The organism is Rhodomicrobium vannielii ATCC 17100 (genome assembly GCF_000166055.1).
Lineage (GTDB): Bacteria > Pseudomonadota > Alphaproteobacteria > Rhizobiales > Rhodomicrobiaceae > Rhodomicrobium > Rhodomicrobium vannielii.
Genome location: NC_014664.1, coordinates 1,873,324 through 1,885,671, shown reverse-complemented (window position 1 = coordinate 1,885,671; position 12,348 = coordinate 1,873,324). Strand labels below are relative to the sequence as shown.

Annotated in this window: 9 protein-coding genes and 2 pseudogenes; 3 read left to right on the top strand and 8 right to left on the bottom strand. The window is 61.1% G+C overall.

What is annotated here, in order from left to right; all coding sequences use genetic code 11:
* Positions 1-2: 2 nt before the first annotated feature.
* The 3 genes from dgcN (at position 3) to RVAN_RS08660 (ending at position 2,889) form a co-directional block, all read left to right on the top strand.
* Positions 3-1,037: an N-acetyltransferase DgcN gene (dgcN, locus tag RVAN_RS08670; RefSeq protein ID WP_013419366.1), complete on the top strand. Its 1,035-nt coding sequence runs from the start codon at positions 3-5 to the stop codon at positions 1,035-1,037.
* Positions 1,038-1,041: 4 nt separating this feature from the next.
* Positions 1,042-2,034 carry an N-acetyl-D-Glu racemase DgcA gene (gene dgcA / locus RVAN_RS08665; protein ID WP_013419365.1) on the top strand — a complete coding sequence of 331 codons (993 nt, stop codon included), beginning with the start codon at positions 1,042-1,044 and terminating at the stop codon, positions 2,032-2,034.
* A 630-nt stretch (positions 2,035-2,664) separates the two neighbouring features.
* Positions 2,665-2,889, top strand: coding sequence for a hypothetical protein (locus RVAN_RS08660; protein WP_041787382.1), 225 nt, complete (start codon positions 2,665-2,667; stop codon positions 2,887-2,889).
* Between the two features lie 49 nt (positions 2,890-2,938).
* Here the strand turns inward: RVAN_RS08660 and RVAN_RS08655 are convergent, their stop codons facing one another.
* The 8 genes and pseudogenes from RVAN_RS08655 to RVAN_RS08625 form a co-directional block, all read right to left on the bottom strand.
* Entirely contained in the window at positions 2,939-3,604 is a 666-nt protein-coding gene (locus tag RVAN_RS08655; protein WP_155942397.1) for a hypothetical protein, read from the bottom strand.
* A gap of 562 nt (positions 3,605-4,166) precedes the next feature.
* Positions 4,167-4,368 (bottom strand): annotated as a pseudogene (locus RVAN_RS21145) (IS5/IS1182 family transposase); the annotation flags it as partial.
* A gap of 117 nt (positions 4,369-4,485) precedes the next feature.
* On the bottom strand, positions 4,486-5,451 hold the full coding sequence (locus RVAN_RS08650; RefSeq protein ID WP_013419362.1) for an IS481 family transposase: 966 nt from the start codon (positions 5,449-5,451) through the stop codon (positions 4,486-4,488).
* A 57-nt stretch (positions 5,452-5,508) separates the two neighbouring features.
* Entirely contained in the window at positions 5,509-6,612 is a 1,104-nt protein-coding gene (gene ychF / locus RVAN_RS08645; protein ID WP_013419361.1) for a redox-regulated ATPase YchF, read from the bottom strand.
* Positions 6,613-8,644: 2,032 nt separating this feature from the next.
* Positions 8,645-9,181, bottom strand: a pseudogene (gene pth / locus RVAN_RS20815) (aminoacyl-tRNA hydrolase); the annotation flags it as partial.
* 55 nt (positions 9,182-9,236) lie between these two features.
* Entirely contained in the window at positions 9,237-9,854 is a 618-nt protein-coding gene (locus RVAN_RS08635) for a 50S ribosomal protein L25/general stress protein Ctc (RefSeq protein ID WP_013419359.1), read from the bottom strand.
* A gap of 261 nt (positions 9,855-10,115) precedes the next feature.
* Positions 10,116-11,048, bottom strand: a complete 933-nt coding sequence (locus RVAN_RS08630; protein WP_013419358.1) for a ribose-phosphate pyrophosphokinase — start codon at positions 11,046-11,048, stop codon at positions 10,116-10,118.
* Positions 11,049-11,183: 135 nt separating this feature from the next.
* Complete coding sequence (locus RVAN_RS08625; protein ID WP_041787381.1) at positions 11,184-12,215, bottom strand: hypothetical protein; 1,032 nt, start codon at positions 12,213-12,215, stop codon at positions 11,184-11,186.
* Positions 12,216-12,348: the final 133 nt, after the last annotated feature.

Below are 12,348 nucleotides of genomic sequence, written 5' to 3'. Positions count from 1 at the left end.
CCATGCTCATTCGCCATCCCTATCTCCTTTTTCTCGGCGACGTTCCCGATCAGCTCTCGGCCAAGACCGCGCAAGGCATCGTGGACTGGCGGCGCGACTGGTGTCTCGGCCAACTCCGCCTTCCGGGTTGCGAGGCCGATACCGGCCTGCCCGACATGACGGTTCAGCAGGCCGCCGATGCGGGCGCGAAGACGCTGATCGTCGGCGTGGTGAACGCGGGCGGCGTGCTGCCCGAGCACTGGATCGGCGTCATTCAGCAGGCGCTCGCGGCGGGGCTCGACGTGGCGAGCGGGCTGCATGTGCGGCTGTCGTCCATCCCGGCGATTGCGGAAACCGCGCGCGAATGCGGCCGCGAACTGTTCGATGTGCGCCATTCCGACCAGAAATTCGCCGTCGGCAAGGGCACGAAGCGCTCGGGCATGCGGCTTCTCACCGTTGGCACCGATTGCTCGGTGGGCAAGAAATACGCCGCACTGGCGCTTGAAAAGGAGATGCGCGCGCGAGGCTTCGACGCCGATTTCAAGGCGACGGGGCAGACGGGCGTCTTCATTTCGGGGCGCGGCGTCGCAATCGATGCGGTGGTCGCCGATTTCATTTCCGGGGCAGTGGAATGGATTTCGCCCGCCGCCGATATCAGCCATTGGGATCTGATCGAAGGGCAGGGTTCGCTGTTCCATCCGTCTTTCGCGGGTGTGTCGCTGGGGCTTTTGCACGGCGCGCAGGCCGATGCGTTCGTCGTCTGTCATGAGCCGACGCGCAAGACGATGCGCAACGTCGCGCACCCGCTGCCATCGATCCGCGAAGTGATCGACATGACCGTGCGCCTCGGCGCGCTCACCAATCCGAGCATCCGGCCTATCGGTATTTCCGTGAACACGCAGGCGCTCGACGAGAAAGCCGCGACCGACTATCTGAAGCGGCTTCAGGATGAGCATTTCCTCCCTGCTGCGGACCCGATCCGCTTCGGCGTCGGCTCTATCGTGGAGCGCATCGCGGCAGATTTTCCGCTGACGCGCGGTGCGGTGAAGGCGGGCTAGTGCGATGCGCAAGCTCTCTGTCGCCATCGAAAGCTGGCCCATAGCGGGGGCGTTCACGATCTCGCGGGGCAGTCGCACCGAAGCGCGTGTGGTGGTCGCGACCGTCGAGGAAGGCGGCGCGCGTGGGCGCGGTGAATGCGTGCCTTATCCGCGCTACGGCGAAACCGTCGAAGGGGTGGCCGCGAAAATCGAAAGCCTCGCCGAAGCGATAGCGGGCGGGGCGACGCGGGCCGATCTCCTGACGCTGCTGCCGGGAGGTGCGGCGCGTAACGCGCTCGACTGCGCGCTTTGGGATCTGGAAGCAAAGCTTGCGGGCAAGCGCGCGTGGGAGCTTGCGGGTATCGCCGCGCCTCAACCAGCCACCACCGCCTATACACTTAGCCTCGGCGATCCCGCTTCGATGGAGGCCGCCGCGCGCGCTGCAAGCCATCGGCCGATCCTCAAGGTAAAGCTCGGCGGCGCTGGCGACGCGGAACGCATCGCCGCAGTGCGTCGCGGTGCGCCCAACGCGACGCTCATCGCCGACGCCAACGAGGCATGGGACGACGCTGTGTTCGCGGAAAATCTGGCGGCATGCCGCGCCGCCGGCGTCGCGCTCGTGGAGCAGCCGCTCCCCGCCGGAGCCGACGCGCGTCTCGCCGATGTCGCGGAGGAAGAGCGCGGCCTCATCCGCTTCTGCGCCGACGAAAGCATCCACACCGCCGCAGACCTCGACCAGATCGCGGCGCGCTATCAGGCGATCAACATCAAGCTCGACAAGACGGGCGGCCTGACCGCCGCGCTGGAACTCAAGCGCGAGGCGCTCGCGCGCGGACTGTCGATCATGGTCGGCTGCATGGTCGGCACGTCGCTCGCGATGGCACCCGCGCTGCTTCTCGCCAACGGCGCGGACTATGTCGATCTCGACGGTCCGCTGCTGCTGGCGCGCGACCGCGACCCCGGCCTTGCTTTCGAGGGCAGCGTCATTGACGGACTGCCTGCTGCATTGTGGGGGTAGGGCAAGGCGGCTCCTTGTTTGCTCGAAAACTGCCACCGTTCACCTCGCCGAGAACCGCGGGCGCGACGGCGCGCAGGGCACAGCTCAAGACATCCGACGAATTGCTTCATACGTCTTGATTCAAAACTAACCGCCGCCGTGGATTTGACGCGCCGAAGCGTCAGAAATCCGTAACATGGCCAAGTGAGTCGCTCCCTTTGCTTGGGGCTGTCTTCGCATTGCGGCTGTGAGGTGTCATGCGTTTCGTTCGTCTGAAAGCTGCCATGCTGTCGGCAGTGCTCAGTTGTTTTGCCCAGTTTCCTGCCCATGCCGAGGAAGAACGCGACAGCTACCTTCCTCCAAAGGAACTCGTCGGGAAGGCAGAGCCGCTACCGGAGAAGAAAGCGAATGGTGCGGCTGCAAAGAGATCATCGCCAGCGAAAAGCGCCGCAGCGCGGCAGCAAACTCAAGCGTGGCGAGGAAAGCGATACGTGAGTCGAAATCACAAACGCGTTTTAAGATTCGCTAAGGGTGGATATGCAAAAAGATATATTGCATATGAGTTTCCGATGCGGTTCTCTGGTGCATATTAATTAATCAGAGCGCGTAGCTTTGCTTGTCCTCAACCTAAAGCATGTTTGGCGGGAGTTGATGATGTCTTTTCTGAAGGTGAGGGAACGCCTATCCGTTTTTTGGACTAAATACATCGCAGCGGAAGATTCCGACGAAGCTGAACGCATTCGTCAGAAGCGCATCGACAATATCATGCTCGACGTGATTGCACGCGAATCCATGCTTAAGTGGGAGAAAGAAAGATTCGAAGTCCCGAAGAGGCAATCCTGTAATAAGCCAGGAAAGACATCTTTCCAGCTTTGATTTGCCCTCGGGATTGCTTTCTTTTCCAGGATTGATTTCCCTGCGGAAATCAGCCTTCCAAAACTTCATAGATGGCGGGCGCCTTGGCTGAACCAGCGCGGGCCGTCTTGATGAAGTTCTTCTTTTCGAGCGACTGAAGAACTGAATGTAGCGATCCGAGGGGGATCTTGGCCGCGCTGGCAAGGGAAGCCGCCCGCATTTCGACCTCGTTGTTTTCATTCCTGCGACTGCGGAGCGTCTTCAAAACCGCAGCCTGGCGCTCGCTCAGATCTGAGGTCGCGTCGCTCGCCGGACTGACCGCGCTGGCGGGTGCGTCCTGATTGGCGGAAGACCGCCTCGGCTCCGTCCTCGCTTCGGCGCGCGCCGGGGACTTGGTCGAAGGCTTGTTGCTTTCCTTTGCGGCATAGTCGCGCGCACGATCGATGTCGAAGAAGGTTGCTACCACTTCAAATTTCCTCGGATCGCCAGCGTCGACGGAGGCCACTGCATAGCTGCCGTCGTCGAATGCTATCGTTTTGAACGTATTACCTGTTGTCATCACATTCCTCGCTTGCCCGCCACTTGCCTTTTTTCCGGATATTCGCCTGTCCGCCCGGAAGGGCCGCTTGCCCCAGATATTGTTTCTGAAATCGGACGCACAGTAACCTGCAATTGGTTTCAAATCTGTTCGCGATTTTCCGCTGGCTTGGCAGTCGAACATCAAACTCAGGCCCAACTAACTATCTGATGCCGATAGTCAGCGCAGCAATGACACGAGGCGCATGGCCCATATTAGTCGTTATTGGCCGCTGGGGAAGAAGAGTCGTCCAGAACAACGGAAGTTGATTGCGCCTGCAAGCCGTTGGGGCGGTGGCGACAAACAAGGTGAGACCGCGTCTACCTCATCCAAGGTAGTTCTAAGCAACAGGCGTTTGCCTAGGAATGGCGTTCGTCCTGACGGGGCCGTCGACTGGTGGTAGCTCTGACGCGCTGGCATCCTGATGTCGGCGCCAATCAGCAAGCCGGTGAACTCGCGATCACGATGGACATCGCCTTCTGCATCTCGGCGGGGCGGTTGAGGACGCTCTGGCCCGCTTCGGCAAGCCGGAGATCTTCAACACCGATCAGGGCGCGCAGTTACACCTTGCGGCTGAACCAGTCCACTACAGACGTGATGTTTATGGGATAAACGGGGGGCTTCGGAACGAGCCGAGGCTTCGCATAAGGTCGTACATCAGAGCGTTCGGCTTTCGCCCGCAAAAGGGCCTGAGTTTCGAGAAGGCTTTTTCGATAACGGGCACCCGGCCGCCTGTCAGCGCAAAGCCGATCGCGGCTTCGGCGTCGACAAGCGCGTGGATCTTGCTCGTAAGCCTGCCTCGAGAACGCTCCGGAATTTCCGCCTAGGGCTAGTGCGGAACCGCCAGAGGATGCTGTTCAGCACCCGCCGGTCGTTACGCGAGGCACGCCTCGCGGCTTGTTCGGCAGCAGCGGCTTCAGGATCGATCACTCAAGGTCCGTCAGTTCGTAACGTCGGCGCGTCATCAAGGCCTCCCTTTTAACCGAAAGCCTTGAATCAGTGTTCGTTATCAAACGCCACTCATTTTATGAGTGTACGGCCTAATTGTTCAGTCCCGGCATTTGATGGATTGGATCGATCTTGAATCTTTCCGGCTCATTCGTCCAGCATTTACAGATGAACTCATAAGGCGTGAGGCCTTTGAGGGTCTTTAGTCGGCGAGCAAAGTTATAGGCGTTGATGAAGTCCGATAGGTGGGTTTCGAGCTGCTCGTGACGGTCGTAGTGATAGCGTTTGACCGTCGCCTCCTTGATCGTCCGGTTCATTCGCTCGACCTGGCCGTTTGTCCAGGGATGCTTGACCTTGGTGAGGCGGTGCTCAATGCCGTTCTCGCTGCATCGCATGTCGAACATGTGCGTCATGTATCTGGCCGTTGGTCCATCGGCATAACGCGGCGGAAACGTGAACTGGATGCCGTTGTCGGTGAGCACCGTGTGAATCTTGTAGGGAACTGCCTCTATCAGGGCGACGAGGAAGGCTGAAGCGGACGTCCTGCCGGTCTTTTTGACGAGTTGCACGAAGGCGAATTTGCTCGTGCGGTCAATGGCGACGTAGAGATAGAGCTTGCCTTCGGCCGTCTGCACTTCGGCTATGTCGACATGAAAATAGCCGATCGGATAGGACTTGAACTTCTTCCTGGCGGGCTTGTCGCCTTCGACGTCCGGCAGCCGAGAAATACCGTGGCGTTGAAGACAGCGATGCAGCGACGAGCGAGTCAGATGCGGTATCGTCGCCTGTAGCGCATAGAGGCAATCGTCGAGCGGCAAGAGCGTATGCTTGCGGAAGGCGACGATTATCGCCTCTTCCTCGACCGACAGAACCGTGGATTTCGGCTCTTTCGGTCCAGTCGGCACATCGGCGACGGATGAGCGCTTCTTCCATTTCGAGACCGTCTTCGTGTTGATGCCGTAGCGCTTGGCCAGGGCCCTCAAGCTCTCTTGACTATGCTGTATCGCTCGACGGACCGCCTCAGTCGTTGTGGCGCTCCCATGAAGAATTTGTCCCATAGCGCATCCTTCCAGCCGAGGGAGAATAATGCACCATCAAATGCCGGGATCAAACACCTAATTTGCGAAGCGGAAATGCAACACGTCGCCGTCGTTGACGACGTATTCCTTCCCTTCGAGGCGGAATTTACCGGCCTCCTTGGCCCCCGTTTCGCCGCCGAGCGAAACAAAATCACTATAGGCGATCGTCTCGGCGCGGATGAAGCCCTTCTCGAAATCGGAGTGGATCACGCCAGCGGCAGCGGGTGCAGCCGTGCCCTTGGTGATCGTCCAGGCGCGTGTTTCTTTCGGGCCAGCGGTGAAATAGGTGATCAGGTCGAGAAGGTGGTAACCCGCTGAAATCAGGCGGTTGAGGCCCGGCTCGGTCAGGCCAAGATCGGCCAGATAGAGCGTGCGCTCCTCCTCGTCGAGCTGCGCAAGTTCGGATTCGATCTTGGCCGAGATGATGACCACTTCCGCGCCTTCGGGCTTGAAGCGATCCTCCACTATTTTCGAATATTCGTTGCCAGTCCCCGCGCTCGCCTCGTCCACATTGCAGACGTAAAGCGCGGGCTTCGCCGTGAGAAGCTGGAGATTGCGGAAGGCGCGGTGATCGGCCTCGGGAATTTCTGCCAGCGCGAGGCGTGCGGGTTTACCCTCCGCGACATATTTGAGGGCGATATCGATCAACTGAATCGCGGTTTTCGCTTCCTTGTCTGCGCCCTTGGCCTTCTTTTCGAGCGCAGGGCGGCGGCGCTCCAGGCTTTCGAGATCGGCGAGCATCAGTTCCGTCTCGATCGTGTCCGCGTCGGCCAGTGGATCGACGCGGCCTTCGACATGCGTCACATCGTCGTCTACGAAGCAGCGGAGCACATAGGCGATGGCGTCGCATTCGCGGATGTTGGCGAGGAACTTATTGCCGAGACCTTCGCCCTTAGACGCGCCGCGCACGAGGCCTGCGATGTCCACGAAGGTGAGGCGCGTGGGGATGATCGCGGCGGATTTCGCGGCGGCGGCAATCTTCTGAAGGCGCTCGTCGGGCACGGAGACTTCGCCGACATTCGGCTCGATCGTGCAGAAGGGATAGTTTGCGGCCTGCGCTGCCGCCGTCTGCGTCAAGGCATTGAAAAGCGTGGACTTACCCACGTTTGGCAGGCCGACGATACCGCACTTGAAACCCATGAAACGTCCTGTCGATGCTTATCTATGCCTGAACCCGGGCCAATCGATTGCATCGCAATCAGATCAAACCGTGCTCTTCCCCTGGATCAGAGACGGATGCAAACGATGAGGTTGCTCAACCTGATCTGATCCGGTCTAAGAGCGTCTTCGAGCAAATATTCGCTTGAAGAAAGCGCGTCAAATCAGTGAGATGGAGCGTGATGACGCCCAAACGACACCACAACGCACGCCCTCGATCCCAATCCCAGATGGCGACACTCACGCCCGAACTCATCGGCGCATTTTGACCGCCGCCGAAAACGTTCGCACGATGGCATCGCGGAACCATCGCGCACGGCCGCCGTGGCAGCCTGCGGTTGCTATAAGGTCATGCGCCACCGAAGTCCAGACGGCGGGCGAACTTTGACCCGCCGATACGGCTTCACGATTACGAATCCTTACGACGGCGGAACCAGCCGAAGAAACCGCCGCCCTTCTTTTTCGCAACAGGCGCTTTAGCAGGCTGGCTTTCAGAAGTCGGCGCGGACGGTTGTTCCACAGCGCTCGGCCGGTCGATCACTGCGGCGGCGGCGCCTGCAAACTCCAGCTCTCGCGCGGGTTCCACGACAGCGGACGTCGCCACCGGTTCAGGCTCGCGCGCCTGCTCCGGAAGCGGCTCGGGCTCTGGTTCGTGGACCGGGGCCGGATCGGGAACGGGCGCTGGGTCAGGCGCAGGGTCTGGATCGCCCACGGGTTCAGGCTCGGGAATCGGCTGCGGCTCCGGCGCGGGAACTGGATCGATGATCGGCTCAGGCGATGGCGCAGGTTCGGGGTCCGGCGTTCCAGACTGAACCGGCTCTGCGGCTGGCTCTGGCTCGATTGCGCGCTCGTCTTCCTGTTCCACCGAAGTTTCTGCACGCTCGAACGCGATCGACTCGGCGGCCACAAAGGCCTCCTGCACGATCGGCGTTTCTGCGGCTTCGCTCTCGATGCTGACGTCGGCGGTTTCCGCCTCGCCAACAGCGGTTTCGACGAACGTGTCATCCAGAACCGGCGCGATATCCGCTTCGGCGGGACTGTCCTCCCCCATCGTCGCGAGCGGAGCGTCTTCCGTTTCGGGCGCTGCCAAGTAGTCCGGTTGGGGTTCTGCTTGGGCGAGGTCCGGCTCGACCTGTCCATCAGGCCACTCCGTGACAGCCGCCTCATCCGAGACAGCTTCCTCCTCGCCTGTCGCTTCCGCGATGGCTTCTTCGTCGCCGCTCGTAGCAATGGGCGTCGCCTCGGGTTCGGCTTGTTTCGGAGTCGCCACCTCGGTAAGCGCTTCCCTCGCGGCAAGGATCTCCTGATCGCGGGGCACGCGTTGCGGCGGCACTTCGCGTTCCAGATCGAAAACGGTTTCCGAGGCCCCCTCGGCTTCCGGGTGCGGCAACATGACTGCGGAGGAAACGGCGCCGCCGCTTCCGTCGCGCCCGGCCGAAACCGTGATCGGGGGAAGGGGCATTGGCTCGATGGGCTTCGTTGCGGCAGCCACGATGGCGGCCAGCGCTTCGGCTTCGGGATCATCCTCTAGCGGCTCGGAGGCAACCTCTTCGGCCGCCGCCTCAGGTTCAGTCGCGTCCAGTTCGGAAGCGATCTCTTCATGCGCGGGAGTTTCGACGGCGAGAGTTTCGGCCACCGGGTCGGCCGCGATCTCTTCCACCGCGACAGTTTCAGCGGCGGGGGCCTCGGCTTCCGGCTCGGGCACCGCTTCGCTTACCGACGCGAGCGACGTTGCTTCCACCTCAGTCTCGGCAGGTGCTTCCGCAACGCTTGGCGTTTCAATCCCAAGCGATGCGATGGCGTCTTCGACCGAAGCAAAAGCGGCTTCGCCCTCGGTGGGCGCAGGCGCTTCGGCTACTGCCTCAAAAACAGCGCTCGCTGCGACCGCCGCTGCGCCAGTCGCCAGCGGAACCTCGATAGACGGCTCTTCGACACGCTCCGGCGCCGTTTCAGCGGAGCCGAGCGCTTCCGCCGCCTTCGGGAGAGGCTTCCGTCCCCGGGCGGCTTCGCTCAAAAAACTGGCCTCTTTCCCATCCACGAGGTTCGACATGCCGCGCGCCACGCCTTCAAGGACCGGCACGAGCCATTCGTTATCGGCTTTCGCGAAATCATGGAGAACGTAATTGGCGACGAGCGCCTTGTCGCCGGGATGGCCGACGCCGAGCCGGACGCGGCGATAATCGTTGCCGACATGCGCCGTGATGGACTTAAGGCCGTTATGCCCGGCATTGCCACCGCCAGTCTTCAAGCGGATCTTGCCGGGCTCAAGGTCGATCTCATCATGGATGACGATTACGTCACCGATAGCGATCTTGTAGAAGCGCATGGCTTCGCCGACCGCGCGACCGCTCTCGTTCATATAGGTGGCGGGCTTCAGGAGGATGCAGCGCTGAAGGCCGATCTGCCCTTCGGCGACGAAACCCTGAAATCGCTTCTTCCATGGCGCGAAGCCGTAGCCCCGCGCCATCTCGTCCACCGCCATAAACCCGATGTTATGACGGTTTCCCGCGTATTTCTCACCCGGATTACCCAATCCGACGATCAGCTTCATGATGAAATCTCTCACAATTTATCGATGATGAACGCCGAACTGGTATGGGAGGATGCTACTCGCTCTTTTCGGCCGCGGCAGCTTCAGCCGCCTCTTCCGAGATCTGCGCAGCCGCACCCGCGATCGTCGCGACAGTAAAATCGCGGTCGGTGATGGTGGGCGTGATGCCGGCCGGAAGCTTCACGGCCGAGATGTGAATGCTGTCGCCGATGTCGTAGCCGGTAAGGTCGACCGTAATGAACTCAGGGATTGAATCAGCCGGGCACGACAGTTCGACCGCATGGCGCACGATATTGAGAGCGCCGCCGCGCTTCAGGCCGGGCGAGGCTTCTTCATTGACGAAGTGCACCGGGATTTCGACTTCGATGCGCGAGGACTTCGAGACGCGCAGGAAATCCACATGGATCGGAAAATCGCGCACCGGATCGACCTGCACGTCGCGCGGGATCACGCGCTCTTTCTTGCCGTCGATGTCGAGCAGATAGACCGTCGAGAGGAAGTGGCCGGTCTGATAGTGCTGCCAGACGTGCCGATATTCGAGCGCGACATTCGCCGGGCCCTTTTCGCCGCCGTAGACGATGCCCGGAACGAGCTTCTTTGCCCGAAGCGCGCGGTTCGCGAGCTTGCCGGTGCCTTCGCGCGCTTGCGCCTTGAGTTCGATAACCTCAGCCATTTTTGTCTCTGTTTTGTTGGATGAGCGCGTCATTGCGGCGATCAAGCACGCGGACGTTCTGCACTCAGGGATGTCTCAAACCCTCTCTATAAGGGCAAGTTCAACGAAAGACAATAAGCTGCTTCGTTCGTTCAACCGTCATTCATATCGAGTGCGCACGGCCTTTTCGTCGCGCGCACCTTTGAAATCGAGGTGCATCGCTTGGAACGATAGCAGCTAATCGCCTGCAAAAATTGGTCGGGGCTTGACGCCCCGCGCCCGCTAATCGAACAGACTGGAAACCGACTCCTCGCCGGACGTGCGAAGGATCGCCTCGCCGATCAGCGCGGACAAAGACAGCACCTCGATGTTGCTCGCAACGCGGACGGCCTCGGTCGGCACGATGGTATCCGTGATGACGAGCGTGTCGATCTTCGACGCCTGTATGCGGGCCACCGCGCCACCGGAAAACACGCCGTGTGTGGCGTAGGCTGCGACGGAGCAGGCACCCTTCTCGATCAGCGCATGCGCGGCATTACACAGGGTGCCGCCGGAGTCGATGATGTCGTCGATGAGGATGCAGTGGCGGCCGGTCACGTTGCCGATCACGTTCATGACCTCGGATTCACCCGGACGGTCGCGGCGCTTGTCGATGATGGCGAGCGGCGCATCGATGCGACTTGCGAGGCTACGTGCACGAACCACGCCGCCAACGTCCGGCGAGACAACGGTGATGTTACCGTCGGTGTAGCGCTTGGTGATGTCGCGCACCATGACCGGTGCGGCATAGAGGTTGTCGGTCGGGATGTCGAAAAAGCCCTGGATCTGGCCCGCGTGGAGATCGACCGTCAGCACGCGGTCGGCGCCCGCATGCGTGATGAGGTTCGCCACGAGCTTCGCCGAAATCGGGGTGCGGGGCAGCGTCTTGCGGTCCTGCCGGGCGTAGCCGAAATACGGGATGACCGCCGTGATGCGTCGCGCCGACGCGCGCCTCAGCGCATCGGTGAGGATCAGCAGCTCCATGAGATTGTCGTTCGCCGGGTAGGACGTCGACTGGATCACGAAGATGTCTTCGCCGCGGACGTTTTCACGCACCTCGACAAAGATTTCCATGTCCGAGAAGCGGCGCACGAGGCATTCCGTCAGCGGTGTTTTCAGATAAGCGGCGATGGCGTTAGCCAGGGGCCGATTGCTATTGCCAGCGACCAGCTTCATGATGCGGGATTGTCCATTGGATGACGAGAGTTGTGCACAAACAACAACGAGCGCGCTTGTATCAGCGCGCTCGTCATCTGTAAACCTGTGAGCGCGTCGTGGCCACCCACAGGTTGAGTTATAATGACTTCGGGATTAGCCCGAGGTGCCGTTGCCAGCCTGAGCCTGACCGGTGGGCGACTTGCTGAGCAGCTTCGTGACCTCGGCCGCAGCGGCACCGGCCGCCTGATCCGCGATCTCGCCCCACGCGCCATCGAGCATGCCCGCGTTGATCTTGTTGTTCTGGACAACGGTCTTCTCAAGCTGCTTGCCGGTCGGATCGACCACCACCCAGCGGATCGTGATCGGCTGCTGGCCGTTCTGGGCCGCGCCCATTTCGACCTGACCCTGGATCTTGTAGGAGCCAGGTGTCGCCGATGACAAAAGCTTGATGCCTTGGCGATTGAGCGCCCGCTTCATGGCTTCGGTCAGCGAGGTCTTGCCATCGCCCGGAGCACCGGTCACGCCGGAAACCACGGCAACCACTTCAGCCGGATTGGCCGAAGCATGCGCACGCGGTGCCGGAGCGGCAACGGCCGAAGCCAGCGAAGGCTCGGCGGCGGGAGCGGGCTGACGGACCTTCGGCGCGGCAGGCTGAGCCGCAGCCGCCTTTACGGGCGTCGGGGCCGGAGCCGCAGCCGCCTTCACAGGCGTCGCAGGCTGAGCAGCCGCAACGGCAGGAGCCGCCTGCGGAGCGTTCGGATTTTCAACCCACAGAGCAACGTCCGTCGCGGACTTGAGCGCAACCTTCTGGATGCCTTCGTCGTTCAGATGCTTCCAGTTGTCGCCACCGCGCTTGTTCGAAACGACCTCTTCGCCGGAAATCGTGCGAACCTTGTTGCCGGCCTTGTCGGTCACGTCGATCGTATACGCGACCTTCGTGCCCTTCTTTTCGGTGGCCGCGGCATAAGTCGGCTTCAAAATATATTGGGCGTCCTTCGCATCGACGAGGACGATACCTTTGGCCTTGATCGAGGCAGCAAGCTGCTCGTCGACCTTGCTTGCGTAAGTCTGCGGAACACCCTGTCCAGCGGACAGGGCGACAGCAGGCTTGGCCTTCTGAGTCAGGCTGGCGTTGTCGCTATTCTGAAAGAGATCACCGCTGCACCCGGCGAGGCCGGCAAGCATAAGTCCCCCAGTCAAGAGCGACGCGGCACGGCGAGCTGCGCTTGGCGCGGCCAGTTTGTTCTCGCGCGTCACTTTCTCCACTCCTTGCTTTTTTGCTTCAGGAACGGCGGTACTTGACTATACCGGCACCTAT